17 protein-coding genes are annotated in these 19,986 nt (G+C 43.3%); 14 read left to right on the forward strand and 3 right to left on the reverse strand.

What is annotated here, in order from left to right:
• Positions 1-248: 248 nt before the first annotated feature.
• Together HMPREF1149_RS04620 and HMPREF1149_RS04625 are read left to right on the forward strand one after the other, a co-directional pair.
• A complete protein-coding gene (locus HMPREF1149_RS04620; protein ID WP_000730906.1) occupies positions 249-932 on the forward strand; it encodes a hypothetical protein in 684 nt (227 codons plus the stop codon).
• A gap of 126 nt (positions 933-1,058) precedes the next feature.
• Positions 1,059-1,745: a YoaK family protein gene (locus HMPREF1149_RS04625; protein WP_000764007.1), complete on the forward strand. Its 687-nt coding sequence runs from the start codon at positions 1,059-1,061 to the stop codon at positions 1,743-1,745.
• Between the two features lie 56 nt (positions 1,746-1,801).
• On the opposite strand, the gene dusB is transcribed toward HMPREF1149_RS04625, so the two are convergent.
• Positions 1,802-2,782, reverse strand: a complete 981-nt coding sequence (gene dusB / locus HMPREF1149_RS04630) for a tRNA dihydrouridine synthase DusB (protein ID WP_000183304.1) — start codon at positions 2,780-2,782, stop codon at positions 1,802-1,804.
• On the reverse strand, positions 2,769-3,641 hold the full coding sequence (gene hslO, locus HMPREF1149_RS04635; protein ID WP_000357831.1) for an Hsp33 family molecular chaperone HslO: 873 nt from the start codon (positions 3,639-3,641) through the stop codon (positions 2,769-2,771). Before hslO ends, dusB begins: the two co-directional genes overlap by 14 nt.
• A gap of 286 nt (positions 3,642-3,927) precedes the next feature.
• Here hslO and HMPREF1149_RS04640 point away from each other — a divergent pair, with 286 nt between their 5' ends.
• The 11 genes from HMPREF1149_RS04640 (at position 3,928) to HMPREF1149_RS04690 (ending at position 16,381) form a co-directional block, all read left to right on the forward strand.
• Complete coding sequence (locus HMPREF1149_RS04640; RefSeq protein ID WP_007518064.1) at positions 3,928-4,059, forward strand: teichoic acid D-Ala incorporation-associated protein DltX; 132 nt, start codon at positions 3,928-3,930, stop codon at positions 4,057-4,059.
• Positions 4,060-4,079: 20 nt separating this feature from the next.
• Complete coding sequence (dltA, locus tag HMPREF1149_RS04645) at positions 4,080-5,630, forward strand: D-alanine--poly(phosphoribitol) ligase subunit DltA (protein ID WP_002879221.1); 1,551 nt, start codon at positions 4,080-4,082, stop codon at positions 5,628-5,630.
• Positions 5,627-6,871 carry a D-alanyl-lipoteichoic acid biosynthesis protein DltB gene (gene dltB, locus HMPREF1149_RS04650; RefSeq protein WP_000970396.1) on the forward strand — a complete coding sequence of 415 codons (1,245 nt, stop codon included), beginning with the start codon at positions 5,627-5,629 and terminating at the stop codon, positions 6,869-6,871. The genes dltA and dltB overlap by 4 nt, the downstream gene beginning before the upstream one ends.
• 13 nt (positions 6,872-6,884) lie before the next feature.
• On the forward strand, positions 6,885-7,124 hold the full coding sequence (gene dltC, locus HMPREF1149_RS04655) for a D-alanine--poly(phosphoribitol) ligase subunit DltC (protein ID WP_000351968.1): 240 nt from the start codon (positions 6,885-6,887) through the stop codon (positions 7,122-7,124).
• Positions 7,117-8,385 (forward strand): D-alanyl-lipoteichoic acid biosynthesis protein DltD, encoded by a 1,269-nt coding sequence (gene dltD, locus HMPREF1149_RS04660; RefSeq protein WP_000919843.1) that lies wholly within the window; start codon positions 7,117-7,119, stop codon positions 8,383-8,385. Before dltC ends, dltD begins: the two co-directional genes overlap by 8 nt.
• A 142-nt stretch (positions 8,386-8,527) precedes the next feature.
• On the forward strand, positions 8,528-10,579 hold the full coding sequence (gene nt5e, locus HMPREF1149_RS04665; RefSeq protein WP_001042697.1) for a cell surface ecto-5'-nucleotidase Nt5e: 2,052 nt from the start codon (positions 8,528-8,530) through the stop codon (positions 10,577-10,579).
• Between the two features lie 150 nt (positions 10,580-10,729).
• Positions 10,730-11,170 carry a zinc-dependent transcriptional regulator AdcR gene (gene adcR / locus HMPREF1149_RS04670; RefSeq protein ID WP_001249328.1) on the forward strand — a complete coding sequence of 147 codons (441 nt, stop codon included), beginning with the start codon at positions 10,730-10,732 and terminating at the stop codon, positions 11,168-11,170.
• Positions 11,170-11,874: a metal ABC transporter ATP-binding protein gene (locus HMPREF1149_RS04675; RefSeq protein ID WP_001269482.1), complete on the forward strand. Its 705-nt coding sequence runs from the start codon at positions 11,170-11,172 to the stop codon at positions 11,872-11,874. Before adcR ends, HMPREF1149_RS04675 begins: the two co-directional genes overlap by 1 nt.
• Positions 11,867-12,673 (forward strand): metal ABC transporter permease, encoded by an 807-nt coding sequence (locus tag HMPREF1149_RS04680; RefSeq protein ID WP_000950023.1) that lies wholly within the window; start codon positions 11,867-11,869, stop codon positions 12,671-12,673. Before HMPREF1149_RS04675 ends, HMPREF1149_RS04680 begins: the two co-directional genes overlap by 8 nt.
• A gap of 9 nt (positions 12,674-12,682) precedes the next feature.
• Positions 12,683-14,188: a zinc ABC transporter substrate-binding lipoprotein AdcA gene (gene adcA / locus HMPREF1149_RS04685; RefSeq protein ID WP_000724089.1), complete on the forward strand. Its 1,506-nt coding sequence runs from the start codon at positions 12,683-12,685 to the stop codon at positions 14,186-14,188.
• A 513-nt stretch (positions 14,189-14,701) separates the two neighbouring features.
• Complete coding sequence (locus HMPREF1149_RS04690; protein WP_025170434.1) at positions 14,702-16,381, forward strand: alpha-L-fucosidase; 1,680 nt, start codon at positions 14,702-14,704, stop codon at positions 16,379-16,381.
• A 36-nt stretch (positions 16,382-16,417) separates the two neighbouring features.
• Here the strand turns inward: HMPREF1149_RS04690 and HMPREF1149_RS04695 are convergent, their stop codons facing one another.
• On the reverse strand, positions 16,418-18,505 hold the full coding sequence (locus tag HMPREF1149_RS04695) for a GH92 family glycosyl hydrolase (RefSeq protein ID WP_000803427.1): 2,088 nt from the start codon (positions 18,503-18,505) through the stop codon (positions 16,418-16,420).
• A 170-nt stretch (positions 18,506-18,675) separates the two neighbouring features.
• Here HMPREF1149_RS04695 and HMPREF1149_RS04700 point away from each other — a divergent pair, with 170 nt between their 5' ends.
• A complete protein-coding gene (locus tag HMPREF1149_RS04700; RefSeq protein WP_000640536.1) occupies positions 18,676-19,956 on the forward strand; it encodes a glycoside hydrolase family 125 protein in 1,281 nt (426 codons plus the stop codon).
• Positions 19,957-19,986: the final 30 nt, after the last annotated feature.

A 19,986-nucleotide genomic window follows, 5' to 3' on the forward strand; every position in this document is an offset into this window, starting at 1 on the left:
GATAGTTTTGTTGTTGCGATTGCTTTTAGGTGTGCCTATCTTTCTTAGGATTACACAAGAGCGATGCAAAAATAGGACTTTTATGTAAAAAATTTTCTACTTTTTGTTTCAATTACGAATAGAAATAGTAGAGAGAAACTTTTTTAAAATAGTTTCTCTAAATAGTTGACAGATTCAAAGCACAATGTTACAATTATATTACAAAAAGATTTCTTAATATTTCAAAAACGTTACAAAGGAGTAGAAAAATGAAAAAGAAAACCTATATCAAGTTGATGGCAGCGACTGTATTGGCTTCTACCTTGCTACTGGGAGCTTGTGGAAATAAAAACGAAACCACTCAAACCAGCAGCTCTGCTAAGACAAGTCAATCATCAAGTTCTAAAGCAGCTTCTTCTAGCAAAGAAAGCAAGACACAAAAATCTTCAAGCTCAGCTTCATCTGAAAAGGCTCAGGCATCTTCTGGTCAGTCTTCTACAACGGCAGATCAGTCACAAGCGAAACCGGCACCTGAATCAAGACAAGAACAAGCAGCTCCTAGTCAACAAGCCCCTTCTCAGGCTCCATCAACTCAGCAAGACTCTCAAGCCCAGTCTAACCAGTCAGGCTATGATCCAACAACTGACCGCAAACTTCAAGACAAGCAAGCAGAACACAACAAACGCTACAAGGGTGTTTTAACCATGGTCGATGGTGATTTCTCAGCAGCTGCAGGCAACTGGAAGGGCGCGAATGGCGAAACTATTACGGTTTCATCAGGGGGCCAATTTACAGTAGAAACTGCAGAAGGAAATAAAGAAAACTACTCTATTAGAGGCTACTCTTACACTCTTGATGATGGCAAGTATAATGCCAAAATCGGTGGAGGAAAAATTATCCAAATTACAACAGGTGCGGATGGTAAAGTTTCAAGCGTTGCCTTGATTCAATAATAAAATTTGGTGTTTTAACTTTTACTAGAAATCGTTCTGTAAAAGAGTGAGTCAACTGTTTTTCACTTAGTTTCTCCAAGAGAAAGTGGTATAATAAAAAAATCAAAGGAAAACGAGTGATAATACATGGCGGATAAACTAATCTTACCTCAAAACACACGACTGATGGGAGTATTTCTTGGATTTGTAGGTGGTTCTTTGGATGTGTTTTGCCATATTCAATACCATAGTTTGGTAGCGACACAGACAGGGAATATTCTCCTATTGATATCTGATTGGCACGACTCAAATGTTATCAATACGATGCTACGATTCTGCTCCATTATTTTCTTTTCTCTAGGATTTCTGTTTGCATTGCACATGAAAGAATACCGTAAAACGGCCTACTGGCGGGTTAAGATGCTGCTTCCTTTATTTATTGGAACTCTTATTCTACCTTTCTTTTCACGATTTCCTCTATTAGAAGTTCCTTTCATCGCTTTTGGAACAGGAATGATGATGCTAACATTTACGGGCAGTTTGATTGAAGATCATCCCTATGTCATTTTTATGACGTCTGGAAATTACCGAAAGATGTTGACCGCTTTGTATCGCATTGCTAGAAGAGACGGAAATATCCAAGAATATCGTCGTCAGGCCTTAAATTATGGGATTGTTGTGGGAAGTTTCATAGTGGGCGCAATCAGCTTGGCTGTATTGATGCATTTTCTTCATGAATGGTCTATATGGATTGTCAGCCTCAATTTGTTTTTGATTATGTCGTACTATATAGCTAGAGTGAAGCAATTAGATTTACAAGATGAAAACATATAAAAAACGGCAAGACTCATTTTTGATCCTTGCCGTTTTTGTGAGTTGTAGATGTGAGACTATGCTTTGTCTAATTGCAAGAGTGCTTCAATCTCTGCTAGGGTGCTGGCTTGTGAAATGGCTCCACGAAGTTTGGCAGCGCCAGATGTTCCCCGGAGGTAGTGAGGAGCGAGGCCGCGGAATTCACGAACGGCTATATTTTCTCCTTTGAGGTTAATCAGGCGTTTCAAATGTTCGTAGGCGATTTTCATCTTGTCCTCGAAAGTCAAATCAGGAAGGATTTCTCCTGTTTCAAAGTAGTGGTTGATTTGATTGAAGAGGTAGGGATTACCCATGGCTGCTCGGCCAATCATAACTGCGTCAGCACCAACTTCTTCGATGCGTTGTTTAGCATCTTGAACTGTACGGATGTCACCGTTGGCGATAAATGGAATCTTGGTCAAAGCTTGAGCAACCTTGTGAAGGGTCTCAAGGTCAGCGTGACCAGTATACATTTGCTCACGGGTACGACCGTGCATAGCAAGGGCAGAGACACCAGCAGCCTCAGCGGCGAGAGCATTTTCTACTGCCAGAGATGGGTCAGCCCAGCCGGTACGCATTTTGACAGTAAGGGGGATATCAAGGACAGATTGGACCTTGTTGATAATAGAGTAGATCTTGTCGGGGTCCTTGAGCCACATAGCGCCAGCTTCATTCTTCACGATTTTGTTAACTGGGCAGCCCATGTTGATATCGACGATATCGGTCTTGGTGTTTTCTTGGATGAATTCTGCTGCGCGTGCTAGGCTGTCTTCATCACTACCAAAGAGTTGGATAGAAACGGGATTTTCGCCTTCATCGATGTGAAGCATATGCAAGGTTTTTTCATTGTTGTATTGGATTCCCTTGTCAGAGACCATTTCCATGACAACGAGTCCAGCTCCGAGCTCTTTTGCGATGGTACGAAAGGCTGAGTTGGTCACGCCAGCCATGGGCGCTAAAACAGTACGATTGGGAATCTCAACATTGCCAATCATAAAAGGTGTATTAAGATTTGTCACGAATGAGTTCCTCCAGGTCGTTTTCATCAAAGTTATAAGTTGTTTGGCAGAATTGACAAGTGATTTCTGCCCCGTGGTCTTCCTCTTTCATTTCCTCTAAGTCTGAGCTTGGAAGGCTGGCAAGAGCGTTCATAAAACGGTCTTTGCTGCAGTCGCATTGGAAACGAATTTCTTCTTCAGATAGACGTTTGTAAGATTCGTCACCATAGATAGCCTTGAGAAGGGCTTCGATATGGTCGTCGCTTTCTAGAAGAGTCGAAATGGCTGGCATTTCTTGGATGCGTTTTTCAAAGCGGGCAATCTCTTCCTCTTTGGCATTTGGCAATACTTGTAGTAAGAAGCCACCAGCGACTTTGACCTTGTCGTCTTTATCCAAAAGAACATTGAGGCCGACGGCTGAAGGAGTTTGTTGACTTTCGGTCAGGTAGTAGGCCAAGTCTTCACCGATTTCTCCAGAGATGAGAGGAGTCATAGAGTTGTAGGGATTTCCAGTACCGTAGTCTGTGATAACGAGAAATTGACCGTTTCCAACAAAAGGTCCGACTAGGACTTCACCCGTTGCAGTTTTTTTGATATCTACACCGGGATTTTGAACGTAGCCTTTGACATTTCCCTTGGTATCTGCGACAGTGATGATGGCACCGAGAGAGCTCGTTCCAAGAACTTTTATAGTAATCTTGGTATCTCCTTTTTCATTGGCTGCGAGAATCTGACTAGCGATAAGGGTGCGACCAAGTGCAACAGTTGAACTGGCTTGAGTTTGATGTTTTTCTTGAGCAGTGCGGACGGTTTCTGTGCTGTCAAGGACAAAAGCACGAAAGGCTCCGCTTTCTGATATAGTTTTAATAATCTTATCCATACCTTCTATTTTAGCATAAAAATGCCCAAAGGGGGAGCCGTGTGTTTGCTGTTAATTTTTAAACTGTTTAATTTGTGATGACTGGTATAGGAGTTTTATAGAAATGGAAATTTTTGTTCACATTTACTGTTAACATTTTAATTTATCTTAAAATAACCTAAAACGAACTTTTAAGTTATGGTAAACAGTTGAAAAAAAGGTTGATAAAGTGGTAAAATGTTAGGAAGATAAGTTACTAATAGTGCGTATTTGTAGCCGATAGAAATGATATATTAATGGATAGCTTATGAAAAAACAACGAAATCTGCATGTATTCTTAGGCCGAACGGCCCTATATTTTGTAATCTTGCTTGGCCTGCTTTATTTTTTTAGTTACCTTGGGCAGGGACAAGGTGGCTTTATTTATAATGAGTTCTAGTTTAAAGGAGAAAAGGAACAGTGTCTAATAAACCGATAAAAGATATGATTGAAACGATTGAGCACTTTGCTCAAATACAACCAACATATCCTGTCTATAATGTTTTAGGTCAAGAGCATACTTATGGTGATCTGAAGGCTGATTCAGATAGTTTAGCTGCAGCTATCGATCGACTTGGCTTGCCTGAGAAATCACCAGTCGTCGTTTTTGGTGGTCAGGAATATGAGATGTTGGCTACCTTTGTAGCGCTAACTAAGTCAGGTCATGCCTACATTCCAATTGACAGCCATTCGGCCTTGGAACGAGTTTCTGCTATCGTAGAAGTTGCAGAGCCAAGCTTGATTATTGCTATCTCAGATTTTCCATTAGAGCAAGTCTCTACGCCAATGATGACTTTAGCTCAGGTTCAAGAAGCCTTTGCTCAAGGGGATAGCTATGAGATGACGCATCCAGTCAAGGGAGATGATAATTACTACATCATCTTTACTTCTGGTACGACCGGTAAGCCTAAGGGGGTGCAGATTTCCCATGACAATCTCCTCAGCTTTACCAACTGGATGATTACAGATAAGGAATTTGCGACGCCAAGTCGTCCACAAATGCTGGCTCAGCCCCCTTATTCTTTTGACCTATCTGTCATGTACTGGGCGCCAACCTTGGCACTAGGTGGTACGCTTTTCGCTCTTCCTTCAGCCATTACTCAGGACTTCAAAAAACTCTTTGCGACGATTTTTTCATTGCCAATCGCTATCTGGACATCAACACCGTCCTTTGCAGATATGGCCATGTTGTCAGAAGACTTTAACAGCGAGAAAATGCCAGGGATCACGCATTTCTACTTTGATGGTGAAGAATTAACGGTTAAAACAGCTCAAAAACTACGTGAGCGGTTCCCAAATGCTCGTATTATCAATGCCTACGGTCCAACAGAAGCGACAGTAGCTTTGTCAGCAGTTGCTGTAACAGACGAGATGTTGAAGACTCTCAAACGCCTGCCAATCGGCTATACCAAGGCGGATTCTCCAACCTTTGTCATTGATGAAGAAGGTAAGAAACTGCCAAATGGTGAACAGGGAGAAATCATTGTTTCTGGACCAGCTGTTTCAAAAGGTTATATGAATAATCCTGAAAAAACGGCAGAAGCTTTCTTTGAGTTCGAAGGTCTTCCAGCCTACCACACAGGGGATGTAGGAACCATGACAGAGGAGGGCTTGCTTCTCTATGGCGGACGCATGGACTTCCAAATTAAGTTTAATGGCTATCGCATTGAGCTTGAAGATGTCTCTCAAAACCTCAACAAGTCTCGCTTTATTGAGTCGGCTGTTGCTGTTCCACGTTATAACAAGGACCACAAGGTGCAAAATCTGCTGGCCTATGTTATCCTAAAGGACGGTGTTCGTGAACAGTTTGAACGCGATATCGATATTACCAAGGCTATCAAGGAAGATTTGGCAGATATCATGATGTCCTATATGATGCCATCTAAGTTTCTCTATCGAGACAGTTTACCACTAACGCCTAATGGTAAAATTGATATCAAAGGCTTGATTAACGAGGTAAACAGTAGATGATGGAGCTTTATAAACAGCTACCTCATTTGGAACCTTATGGTGATCTTCAGTACTTTTTATACGTAATTGTTGCGACTTTACCTATCTTCATCGGTCTTTTTTTCAAGAAACGTTTTGCCTGGTATGAGGTGCTCGTTAGTCTCTTCTTTATCGTCACCATGTTGGTCGGTGGAAAGACGAATCAATTGGCTGCATTAGGTATTTACCTTTGCTGGGAAATATTGCTCGTACTCTTCTATAAGCATTATCGAAAAAATAAGGATGGCAAGTGGGTCTTCTATCTAGTTAGTTTTCTATCCCTCCTTCCGATTATCTTTGTTAAAGTTCAGCCAGCTATCAATGGAACGCAGTCTTTGCTTGGATTTTTGGGAATTTCTTACCTGACGTTTCGTTCGGTTGGGATTATCATCGAACTGAGAGATGGTGTCATCAAAGATTTAACCGTCTGGCAATTCTTACGTTTTCTTCTCTTTATGCCGACTTTCTCGAGTGGTCCCATTGATCGTTTTAAACGCTTCAATGAAAATTATGAGACCATTCCTGAACGGGATGAGTTGATGGACATGCTAGAAGAGGCTGTCAAGTATATCATGCTTGGCTTCCTCTACAAGTTTATCTTGGCCCATGTTTTAGGAGAGATATTACTGCCTCCGCTGAAAAATTTGGCCTTACAGACAGGTGGTTTCTTTAATCATTATGCTCTGGCGGTGATGTATACTTTTGGTCTAGACTTGTTCTTTGACTTTGCGGGCTACTCTATGTTTGCCTTAGCCATCTCCAATTTGATGGGGATTCATAGTCCCATCAACTTTAACAAGCCCTTTTTGTCTAGGGATTTAAAAGAGTTTTGGAATCGCTGGCACATGAGTCTGTCTTTCTGGTTTCGTGACTTTGTCTTTATGCGGATGGTGATGATCATGACCAGAAAGAAGATCTTTAAAAATCGCAATATGACCTCAAGTGTAGCTTATATCCTCAATATGCTGATTATGGGGTTTTGGCATGGTGTGACTTGGTATTACATCGCCTACGGACTTTTTCATGGGATTGGACTGGTTATCAATGATGCTTGGGTTCGTAAGAAAAAAGCGCTCAATAAAGAACGGAAAAAAGCTGGGAAGGGTTCCTTACCTGAGAATCGCTGGATTCAGTTGCTTGGCATGGTTGTCACCTTCCATGTCGTAATGGTTTCATTCTTAATCTTTTCTGGATTTTTGAATGATTTATGGTTTAAAAAATAAAAGGATATGAAAAATGGATATCAAATCAGAAGTTATTGAAATTATTGATGAGTTGTTTATGGAAGATGTTTCTGACATGATGGATGAAGATCTTTTTGATGCTGGTGTCTTGGATAGCATGGGAACGGTTGAATTGATTGTTGAGATTGAAAACCGTTTTGACATTCGTGTTCCAGTGACGGAGTTTGGTCGTGATGACTGGAATACGGCTAATAAAATCGTAGCAGGTATCACGGAGTTGAAGAATGCTTAAACGCTTGTGGCTGATCTTCGGTCCTATCTTCATTGCTGGCCTTTTGATTCTTTTACTCATCTTTTTTTATCCAAGTACAACAAGTCATAATCTGACGGAGGAGAAATATTCGGCGGCTTCTGTTAGTGCAGAGAGTTTTAAAGATAGAAGCCAAAAAGTAAGGGCTCTTACGGATCCAAATATGCGTTTTATTCCTTTTCTAGGGTCTAGTGAATGGATTCGATTTGATAGTGTCCATCCAGCTGTTTTAGCGGAAAAATACCATCGTCCCTATCGTCCTTACTTTCTAGGTCAAGCAGGAGCAGCCTCTCTCAATCAATATTTTGGTCTACAGCAAATTTTGCCAGAAATAGAGAATAAGCAGGCTGTATTTGTGATTTCGCCTCAGTGGTTTACGGAGACAGATTATGAACCCGCAGCGTTTCAGAGATTTTTTAACAGTGACCAATTGACAGCTTTTTTGGAAAATCAATCTGGTGATATTGCTGCAAAGCATGCGGCTATTCGATTGTTAAAGCAGAATCCTAATGTTGCATTAAAAGGCATTGTTCAAAAACTGTCAAAGGGTGAAGAATTATCAGAGGTTGATCAGGTTGCTATTGATATTTTTGCGCGATTCAATGAAAAGCAATCCGCTCTCTTTGGACAATTCTCCATTCGAGGAAAACTCAAGTACAAGGAACACGTGGAGAACTATTTAAAAGATCTTCCGGATCAATTTTCTTATGATGAGTTAGAAAAAATTGTTCGTAAGGACGCAGAAGCAAATACGACCAATAACGATATGGGGATGGAAAATCATTTCTATACGAGAGAGGTTCAAAAGGATTTAAAAAAATGGGAAGGGTATCAAAAAAATTACAACTTCCTCAAGTCCTCTGAGTACAATGATTTGCAGCTGGTCCTCAATCAATTTGCTAAGTCGAATGTCAATGTGCTCTTTGTCATTCAACCGGTCAATAAGAAATGGATGGAGTACACAGGGCTCAGCGAAGAGATGTACCAGCATGCAGTGGAGAAAATTCGTTACCAATTAGAAAGTCAGGGTTTTACCAATATTGCTGATTTTTCAAAAAATGGAGGGGACCCTTATTTTGTTAAGGACACCATTCATCTAGGATGGTTAGGTTGGCTAGCTTTTGATAAGGTTGCCAATCCTTTCTTGACGGATCCGAAACCAGCTCCAGACTACAAAATGAATGACCGCTTCTTTAGCAAGGACTGGGCGAGCTATGATGGGAACATCAAAGATTTCCAATAAAATCAGATAAAAGTTTGGGATTGGAACCCAAGCTTTTTTTGTTTAAATAGCGAATGTTTTAGATGAAAATAAGTCAAAGGTTTCAAATTTTCTAGAAATAGCGTATAATATAAAGGAAAAAAGAAAAGAAAAGGATTTCAAAATGAATAAACGTTCTTTGTTACCTGTCTTATCGACAGCTCTATTAGCCCCAGCCTTTTTAGCTGGACAAGTCTACGCTGAAGAAGCAACGACTCCTGCAGAAAGTTCAGCTGTTGTAGCGACTCCTGCTACGTCGGCGACTCCAGCTCCTGTTGAGAGCCCTGCGGTACCGGAAACTTCGGCGACTTCAGAAGCAGTTGCACCTACAGAAGCTCCGACAGCTCCTGCTGAATCTACTAAAAGCGAAGAAAAGGACACCGTTATCTTACACACCAATGATGTCCATGGTCGTATTGTAGAGGAAAAGGGAGTAATTGGAGATGCCAAGTTAGCGACTGTCATTGAGCAGGAGCGTGCGAAATCAAATCAAAATACTCTAGTTGTTGATGCGGGAGATGCTTTCCAAGGTTTGCCGATTTCCAACTCTACTAAGGGTGAAGCACGTGCTGAAATTCTCAATCAGATGCAGTATGATGCCATGGCAGTAGGAAACCATGAGTTTGACTTTGGTCTTGATGAAGTTAAAAAATACAAGGAAATCTTGAAATTCCCATTACTTAGCTCAAATACCTATGTTAATGGAGCTCGTCTTTTTGAAGCTTCCACAATCGTTGATAAAGATAAGACTGTGGAAGGTGATGAATTTGTTGTAATCGGTGTGACAACACCTGAAACTGCTACAAAAACCCACCCTAAAAACATTAAAGGGGTAACTTTTACAGATCCAATCTCTGAAGTCAATAAGGTCATCGAAGAAGTTCAAGCTAAGGCTCGTGCAGAAGGTAAGGACTACAAACACTATGTTGTGCTCGCTCACTTGGGTGTAGATACCACAACTCCAGTCGAGTGGCGTGGTTCAACCTTGGCAGAAGCTCTCTCTAAAAATCCTCGTCTTAAAGGCAAACGTGTGACAGTTATTGATGGGCATTCTCATACGGTAGCTTCCACAACTTATGGCGACAATGTTACCTATAACCAAACAGGAAGCTACCTTCATAATGTTGGGAAGGTTATCTACAAATCACGTCAGCTTTTGGGCAATCCTACGTTGATTGCAGCTGCTGATGCTAAAAAATTACCAGCTAATCCTACAGTTGAAAAACTAGTCAAAGACATTAAACAAAAATACGATGCTGAAAATGCAGTTGAGATTGTCTCAAATAGCCCTGTAGAACTAAACGGTGATCGTGAAAATGTTCGGGTCCGTGAAACCAACCTCGGAAACGTCGTAGCAGACTCACTCTATCAGTATGGTCAAACAGGATTTAGCCATCCGACAGACATCGCTGTGACAAATGGTGGTGGCTTGCGTGAAACCATTGCAAAAGGCAAACCAATCACTAAAGGAAATGTTATTGCTGTTCTTCCGTTTGGGAATACCATCTCACAAATCCAAGTGACGGGGCAACAAGTCTTGGATATGTTTGAAAAATCACTCGGATCTATCTTGCAGATCGATAAGGATGGTAAGAATGTCTTGGATGAGAACGGCCAACCATTGTTAGAGCCAAGTGGGGGCTTCTTGCAAGTTTCGGGTGTGAAGGTCTACTATGATACCAACCTACCATCAGGAAAACGTGTCTTGGCCATCCAGGTCAAAAACCGCACGACTGGTCGTTATGATCTTCTAGACCTTGCAAAAACGTACTATCTTGCAACCAATGATTTCTTAGCTGCGGGTGGTGATGGCTACACTATGTTAGGTGGCGCGCGTGAAGAAGGCCCATCTATGGATGCAGCCTTTGAAGAGTATCTGAAGACTGCTGATTTGACCCAGTATGAAAAGATCAATCCGAACTCACGGACGATTTCTGTGGATTCTAAAAACTTTAGTCTACCAGTAGAAACACCTCAAACGAATGCAGCTGCTAGCGATGCGACTACAAATGTACCACTTACTTATGAGGTGGCAGGTCAATTTAGCAAGAAGGCAGTTGTCTCAGAAAAAGCTCTTCCAAATACAGGAAGCGAGCAGTCCATCTTCTTGCTCTTGATGGGAATGGTAGCTGGTTTGGCAGGTATCTTATCGAGCCGAAAACCAAAGCTAAAATAGGTTAAATTTTCCATCTAGAAGAGTCTAGGGAAACGTTTTTACGCCTTTTTCCCTTGACTCTTTTTTGGTTTATGATATAATTAACCAGTAAAGAATCGGTGGCTATCTAAGTTTTTTTTACGGAAAAGATAGCTAGGGAAGGAGTAACACATGAGACAGCTTGCACAGGAAATCGATAACTTTTTAAACGAGGTGATCTTGAGATCTGAGAACCAGCATGAAATTCTGATTGGGCATTGCACGAGTGACGTTGCCTTGACCAACACTCAGGAACACATCCTCATGCTCTTGTCAGAAGAATCCCTAACCAACTCAGAGTTGGCCCGTCGCCTTAATGTCAGTCAGGCGGCAGTGACCAAGGCTATCAAGTCTTTGGTCAAAGAGGGCATGTTAGAGACATCTAGAGATCCAAAAGATGCACGTGTGATCTTTTACCAACTGACAGAACTAGCTCGACCAGTGGCAGAGGAACACCACCATCATCATGAACACACTCTCTTAGCCTATGAACAAGTAGCAAGTCAGTTTACTCCAAATGAACAAGAAGTCATCCAGCGGTTTTTAACTGCTTTAGTAGGAGAAATCAAATAATGCGGTATATTACAGTAGAGGACTTGTCTTTCTATTATGACAAAGAGCCTGTCCTCGAGCACATCAACTACAGTGTTGATAGCGGGGAGTTTGTCACCCTGACTGGTGAAAATGGAGCTGCCAAGACGACGCTGATCAAGGCAAGTCTAGGCATCTTGCAGCCAAGATTTGGCAAGGTAACCATCTCAAAGACAAATACTCATGGGAAAAAGCTTAGGATAGCTTATCTTCCCCAGCAGATTGCCAGTTTTAATGCTGGTTTTCCAAGTACGGTTTATGAATTTGTCAAGTCGGGTCGTTATCCGCGAAAGGGCTGGTTCCGCCGCTTGAACGCCCATGATGAGGAGCATATCAAGGCTAGTCTAGACTCAGTTGGTATGTGGGAACACCGTGACAAACGAATTGGCTCCCTTTCTGGAGGGCAAAAGCAACGAGCAGTGATTGCTCGGATGTTTGCTTCTGACCCAGATATCTTTGTCTTGGATGAGCCGACAACAGGGATGGATGCAGGGAGTAAAAATGAATTTTACGAACTCATGCACCACAGTGCTCATCACCATGGCAAGGCTGTTTTGATGATTACCCATGACCCTGAGGAGGTCAAGGACTATGCGGATCGCAATATCCATCTAGTGCGCAATCAAGACTCGCCGTGGCGTTGTTTCAACGTTCACGAAAGTGACCAGGAGGTGGACCATGCTTAGTTTGTTATCTTATGACTTCATGCAGCGTGCCTTCTTGGCGGTCATTGCCATGAGTCTCTTTTCTCCAGTTCTTGGGACCTTCCTTATCTTACGTCGTCAGAGTCTCATGAGCGATACCCTCAGCCACGTTTCTCTATCAGGAGTAGCCTTTGGTCTGGTTTTGGGGATTTCTCCGACTATTTCAACCATTGCCATTGTCTTGATCGCTGCGGTCTTTCTAGAGTATCTCCGGACAGTCTATAAGAATTTTATGGAAATCGGAACTGCCATCCTCATGTCTACAGGGCTTGCAGTCTCCCTTATCGTGATGAGTAAGGGGAAAAGTTCGAGTTCCATGAGTTTGGACCAATATCTCTTTGGTTCGATTGTGACCATTAGCCAGGAGCAGGTGATTTTCCTCTTTGCCATTGCGGCGGTCGTTTTACTCTTGACTTTCTTGTTCTTGCGACCAATGTATATCCTGACTTTTGATGAGGACACGGCCTTTGTGGATGGCTTGCCAGTTCGTACTATGTCTATCCTCTTTAACATGGTGACAGGGGTAGCTATTGCCCTTATGATTCCAGCAGCAGGAGCCCTTTTGGTGTCAACCATTATGGTCTTGCCAGCTAGTATTGCCCTTCGTCTGGGGAAAAACTTTAAATCCGTTATGTTGCTAGCCAGTGCTATTGGCTTTTTGGGAATGGTGGCAGGACTTTATATTTCCTACTATGCGGAAACACCTGCTAGCGCTAGTATCACCATTATCTTTGTAGCTGTCTTTTTGTTAGTCAGTCTACTGAAACGTTTTATCAAATAGGAGAATGAAATGAAAAAAATTAGCTTACTATTGGCTAGTCTATGTGCTCTGTTTTTAGTGGCTTGTTCCAATCAAAAACAGGCAGATGGGAAGCTAAATATCGTAACAACCTTTTACCCTGTCTACGAATTTACCAAGCAAGTCGCAGGAGATACTGCTAATGTAGAACTTCTAATCGGTGCTGGTACAGAACCCCATGAGTATGAACCGTCTGCCAAGGCAGTTGCCAAAATCCAAGACGCGGATACCTTTGTCTATGAAAATGAAAACATGGAAACTTGGGTTCCAAAATTGCTAGAATCCTTGGATAAGAAAAAAGTGAAAACCATCAAGGCGACAGGCGATATGCTGCTCTTGCCAGGTGGCGAGGAAGAAGAGGAAGGGCATGATCATGGCGGTGAGGGTCACCATCATGACTACGATCCCCACGTTTGGCTTTCACCAGCACGCGCCATCAAACTGGTAGAGCATATCCGTGACAGTTTGTCAGCAGATTATCCTGATAAAAAAGAGACTTTTGAGAAGAATGCTGCTGCCTATATTGAAAAATTGCAAGCCTTGGATAAGGCCTATACAGATGGTTTGTCTCAAGCCAAACAAAAGAGCTTTGTGACCCAGCACGCTGCCTTTAACTACCTTGCCTTGGACTATGGACTTAAACAAGTCGCCATCTCAGGTCTCTCTCCAGATGCAGAACCGTCAGCTGCTCGTCTGGCTGAATTGACAGAGTATATCAAGAAAAACAAGATTTCTTATATCTACTTTGAAGAAAATGCCTCACAAGCCCTAGCTAATACACTTTCAAAAGAAACGGGCGTCAAACTAGACGTGCTCAATCCGCTAGAGAGTCTGACAGAAGAAGCAACCAAGGCCGGTGAAGACTATATCTCCGTGATGGAGAAAAACCTCAAGGCTTTGAAGCAGACAACAGACCAAGAAGGACCAGAAATCGAGCCTGAAAAAGCAGAGGATACGAAGACAGTTCACAATGGTTACTTTGAGGATGCAGATGTCAAAGATCGTACCTTGAGTGACTATGCTGGTAACTGGCAATCTGTCTATCCTTTCCTTGAAGATGGTACTTTCGATCAAGTCTTTGACTACAAGGCTAAATTGACTGGCAAGATGACAAAGGATGAGTACAAGGCCTACTATAGAAAAGGCTACCAGACAGATGTGACCAAGATTAACATCACGGATAACACTATGGAATTTGTTCAAGGTGGCCAAAGTAAGAAATTCACCTACAAGTATGTCGGCAAGAAAATCTTGACTTATAAGAAAGGCAATCGTGGGGTGCGCTTCCTCTTTGAAGCGACAGATGCGGACGCTGGACAGTTCAAGTATGTTCAGTTTAGTGACCACAATATCGCCCCAGTTAAGGCAGAACATTTCCATATCTTCTTTGGAGGTACTAGCCAAGAAGCCCTTTTTGAAGAGATGGATAACTGGCCAACCTACTACCCAGATAACCTATCTGGCCAAGAAATCGCCCAAGAAATGTTGGCGCATTGATGCAAGAGAGAATCCCGCAAATCTGCGGGATTTTTTGCTGGAAACGATTAGGTTGTTAGGTATTATAGTACCACAGTTGTGCTGTTCACAATGTGATAAGGCAGTCATTTTCTACTGGCTGCTTCTAACTAGCTGGCGAATGCAAAAGCTACGATTGTACAAATTATAGAATCTTTTCAGGGGATTTAGGAAGGAATCTTAGTCATATTGACGCTGCTATCGCTTTTTGTTATAGTCAAGGAGAGAGCAGTCTGGAACAATAGCTTATTCACAGTCTGTGGATAAGTCTAGGGGAAAATGACATACAACTCAGGGTGTTGAAGTATCCTGAAAATAGTTCCGTATGTTAGTGAATTTCTGGAAAACTAGTATAAACCCTAGTACAGAGCTGTTTGACAAAGGTATGTTTAGGGCGACAGGTGAGCTAGAGACTGAAAAAACTAGTTTTTAGGAATGTTTTCTTATCCACAAGTTGTGGATAACTTTGTGAACAAGAGAAAGAGATACGAGATGATGACGAACATAAAACCGCATGGACCATTACCAAGCCAGGCCCAGCTAGCTTATTTAGAGGATGAACTAGCTGCCTTTATCCATTTTGGTCCCAATACCTTTTATGACCAGGAATGGGGAAGTGGGAAAGAGGATCCCAAGCGTTTTAACCCGACCAAGTTGGATGCGCGTGAATGGGTTCGAGTGCTCAAAGAAACAGGTTTTAAAAAGCTGATTTTGGTGGTGAAGCACCACGATGGTTTTGTGCTTTACCCGACAGCCCAGACAGATTATTCGGTCAAGGTTAGCCCTTGGAGGGATGGAAAGGGGGACTTGCTCCTTGAGGTTTCCCAAGCTGCGACTGAGTTTGATATGGATATGGGAGTGTATTTGTCTCCTTGGGATGCTCACAGTTCCCTCTATCACGTGGACCGAGAAGCGGACTACAATGCCTACTATCTGGCTCAATTGAAGGAAATTTTGTCAAATCCTGCCTATGGGAATGCTGGTAAGTTCGCTGAGGTGTGGATGGATGGTGCTCGAGGCGAAGGGGCCCAGAAGATCGACTATGAGTTTGAGACCTGGTTTGAAACCATTCGTGACTTGCAGGGCGATTGTTTGATTTTCTCAACTGAAGGGACCAGTATTCGCTGGATTGGAAATGAACGAGGCTATGCAGGGGATCCTTTGTGGCAAAAAGTCAAGTCAGACCAGTTGGGGACAGAGGCGGAATTAGATTATCTACAGCACGGAGACCCCTCAGGGACGCTATTTTCAATCGGTGAGGCAGATGTTTCTCTTCGGCCGGGCTGGTTTTACCATGAGGATCAGGACCCCAAGTCTCTCGAGGAATTGGTCGAAATCTACTTTCACTCGGTGGGTCGGGGTACACCTCTCTTACTCAATATTCCGCCAAACCAAGATGGACTCTTTGACGAAAAGGATATCCGGCGACTGTATGAATTTGCTGCCTACCGTGACACACTCTATAGGGAAGATTTAGCTCTGGGAGCCAAGGTATCTGGCCCTGCTCTATCACCAGACTTTGCTTGTCATCATCTGACAGATGGACTGGAGGCTAGTTCTTGGGCAAGTGATGCAGAGTTGCCAATCCAATTAGAGCTTGATTTAGGATCACCTAAAACTTTTGATGTGATTGAGTTAAGAGAAGATTTGAAGTTGGGGCAACGCATCGCTGCTTTCCATGTTCAGGTAGAGTTGGATGGTGCCTGGCAGGAGTTTGGCTCTGGTTATACTGTTGGCTACAAACGTCTCTTACGAGGATCAGTCGTTGAGGCGCAGAAGATACGCGTGACCATTACAGAGGCACAGGCTTTGCCTTTGTTGACCAAGATTTCACTCTATAAAACACCTACCTTGTCGAAAAAAGAAACTGTTCAGCAACTAGAGTTTTCGGAAAAAAGTCTAGCTGTGACCAAGGGAGAAAATGTCCACTTTACAGTGAAGCGCATAGAATTTAGCAGTCCTTTAGAAGCTAAGATTTCGATTCAACCAGGGACGGGTGTGCATGGTGTCGCTTATCGGGACGAGATTCAAGTCCTTGCGTTTCAAGTTGGCGAGACTGAAAAAAAGCTAACGCTACCAACCTTGTATTTTGCAGGAGATAAAACCTTGGACTTTTATCTGAATCTAACGGTAGATGGGCAGCTGGTTGACCAGCTTCAGGTCCAAGTTTCATAAAAGAAGAACCTTTGCGCGATGCAAAGGTTCTTTTGGTTAGGAGTGATTTGGTAGCCAGCTGAGGGTGAAGGTCAGTTGCTCGGCTTTCAAGAGGTCTTGGTGTTGAATGCTAGATACTATGGTCTTGTCCAATCGGCATTCTTTGACAAAGTTGAAATGGCTGTGGTTTTGCTCGGTATGGATATCCAGCCATTTATTTTCCTTAGCCAGGTAGATACGGAGATGGTCAAAGAGAGGGATTCCGAGATCATAGCTGGGTTTGCCCGGACAGATCGGGTAGAATCCAAGAGCTGACCAGATGTACCAAGCCGAGAGACTGCCATTGTCTTCATCGCCAGGATAGGCTTGCCAGCTTGGGTGAAAGGCTTTCTGACGCAAGGTTTTGATGAGTAGAGCAGTGTAGTCAGGGTAGTCGCTGTAGCGAAAGAGATATGGAATGTGGAAGCTAGGCTGGTTAGAGATGGCGAGTTGTCCAAAGGGAGCTGTTGCCATCTCGCTCATTTCATGAATCTCGTAACCATAGCCAGTCGTTTCAAAGAGAGGAGCATTCTGACAGGCTTTCAAAAGATAATTGCTGAAGGATTCTTTTCCACCCATAAGCTGGATTAAGCCTGGGATGTCATGGAGGACGCCTAAAGTCGCTTGAATGGCAGAGCATTCGGCGTAGTCGCGTCCCCAACTATAGGGAGAGAAGTCAGGGCGGAATTTTCCTTGATAATCACGCGCTCGCATGTAACCTGTTTCAACATCAAATAGATGACGGTAATTTTGAGACGCAGTTCTATAAGTTTCCGCGATGTTATTCTGACCAAGCTTTTCGGCACAGTTGGCGATACAAAAATCGCTATAGGCGTAGTCAAGGGTGTGATTGACACTTTCGTGGTGGTCGGTAGAGAGATAACCTAATTCTTGGTATTGGGCTAATCCGTGACGGCCATTGATGCCGAGAGGGTCGGACTTGCTGGCTGTTTCCAGCATGGCTTGGAGGAGTTTTTCTTCCAAATCGATAGCCATGTCCTTGCAGGCGCTATCTGCGATAATGCCGTCTAAAAGAGTACCAGGCATCATGCCACGCTCGTCTGGGGCCAGCCATTTTGGCAGGAAACCAGTATTGCGGTAGCTATTGAGGAAACCTTCTAAAAAGCGGTGATAGTGTTCTGGTATGACAAGGGCAAAGAGGGGGAAGGTGGTGCGGAAGGTATCCCAGAAACCATTGTTGCTAAAGAGGACACCGGGCTTGACAGTACCAGTAGCCAGATCCACGTGGATGGCTTTCCCTGATTCATCAACCTCATAAAAAGTCTGCGGGAAGAGGAAGAGTCTGTAAAGGCAGTGGTCAAAGAAGGTTCGGTCAGCCTCTCCAGTCTCGATAACGTCAAAACGATGGAGGAGTTCTTCCCAATCTGCTTTTGCACTTGCTTTACAGCTATCAAAATCTTCTTGAGGTAGATTAAGCAGAGCTTGAGAAGGCGATATGAAAGAAGTCGCTAACTGAATCTCAGCATGACTGTCTGCTAAGTCAATTCGCCAGTCTCCCTCTTCTTGGCTGACAGCAAGAATATCTGTATTCATTTGTAGGGCAGTAAACAGTATCAGAGGACTTTTGTTGGTCTCTGTTTTACCTTCTTGTCTTAGGGCCAGAGTTCGCTTATCTACTTGCTCCACTGTCAGTTCATCTGCTGCGTGAAGATAGAGGGAGAGGGCTTTACCTTGCTTTTGCTCTAGGCGAATAGAAGCACCGTAGCAAGTCGGAGTAAGCTGGCTTTCAACTTGATAGCGCAGGGAGAAAATCTTCAGATAATGGGGTTGGAAAGAGGCTTTGTCCGTATCATAGGAAGACTGGCGATGGAAGAGGCTGTCTCCCCCTAGCTGGCCTGTGACAGGTGTCAGGAGTAGCCAAGAATAGTCGCCAATCCAAGGACTTGGTTGATGAGTCAATCGAATCCCCTGAAAAATGGGCATATGTGGATCAAAGAACCAAGCTCCCTCCTGGTCACTAGTCTGGGGAACAAAATAATTCATCCCAAAAGGAACGCCCGTGTAAGGCAGGGTATTCCCCCGAGAAAAGGCATGTTTGCTGGCAGTTCCAAAGCGGGTATCGATGGTTTCAAGTAGTGGTTTCATAGTCTTTCCTTTAGCTGTTTTTCTACATTATATCAGAAAAAGAGGGCCTTTAGATATGGGGTTCGAAAGTAAGCAATTTTGTAGAAAAATGACTATCATTTGTGTATGTATTTTCTGTCTCAAAAACTATATACTGAACATGAAACTTGTTTGAAAGAGGAAACTGCACGATGATTTATTCGAAAGAAATTGTTAGAGAATGGCTGGATGAAGTAGCGGAGCGGGCTAAGGACCATCCGGAGTGGGTAGATGTCTTTGAGCGTTGCTATACAGACACCTTGGACAATACGGTCGAGATTCTAGAAGATGGCTCAACTTTTGTCTTGACTGGGGATATTCCTGCGATGTGGCTTCGGGATTCGACAGCCCAACTTAGACCCTACCTGCATGTGGCTAAAAGAGATCCTCTCTTGCGTCAGACCATTGCAGGTTTGGTCAAGCGTCAGATGACCTTGGTGCTCAAGGATCCTTATGCCAATTCCTTTAACATTGAAGAGAATTGGAAGGGCCACCACGAGACTGACCATACCGACCTTAATGGCTGGATTTGGGAACGCAAGTATGAGGTGGACTCGCTTTGCTATCCTTTGCAACTGGCTTATCTCCTTTGGAAAGAGACTGGCGAGACCAGTCAGTTTGATGAGACTTTTGTCGCAGCGACCAAGGAAATTCTTCATCTGTGGACGGTGGAACAAGACCACAACAATTCTCCTTATCGTTTCGTTCGGGATACAGACCGCAAGGAAGATACTCTGGTAAATGATGGCTTTGGACCTGACTTTGCCGTGACAGGTATGACCTGGTCAGCTTTTCGTCCGAGTGATGACTGCTGCCAGTATAGCTATTTGATTCCGTCCAATATGTTTGCCGTAGTTGTCTTGGGGTATGTGCAAAAAATCTTTGCAGAATTAAACTTGGCTGATAGCGAGAGTATTATCGCAGACGCTAAGGGTCTCCAAGCAGAGATCCAAGAAGGCATCGAAAATTACGCCTACACAACTAACAGCAAGGGTGAAAAGATTTACGCCTTTGAAGTGGATGGCCTAGGAAATGCTAGCATCATGGATGATCCAAATGTACCGAGTCTGCTGGCTGCGCCTTATCTGGGCTATTGCGACATTGAAGACGAAGTGTATCAAGCCACACGCCGTACCATTCTGAGCCCTGAAAATCCATACTTCTACCAAGGAGAATACGCTAGCGGTCTCGGAAGTTCTCATACCTTCTATCGCTATATCTGGCCCATTGCCCTTTCTATCCAAGGCTTGACAACAAGAGATAAGGCAGAGAAAAAATTCTTGCTGGATCAGCTGGTTGCCTGCGATGGTGGCACAGGTGTTATGCACGAAAGCTTCCACGTGGACGACCCAACGCTTTACTCACGTGAATGGTTTTCTTGGGCCAACATGATGTTCTGTGAATTGGTCTTGGATTACCTGGATATCCGCTAGTCAGTTCTTTAGTTAGATAGAAATAAAAAT

The sequence above is a fragment of the Streptococcus sp. BS35b genome (genome assembly GCF_000286475.1).
Taxonomy (GTDB): domain Bacteria; phylum Bacillota; class Bacilli; order Lactobacillales; family Streptococcaceae; genus Streptococcus; species Streptococcus oralis_W.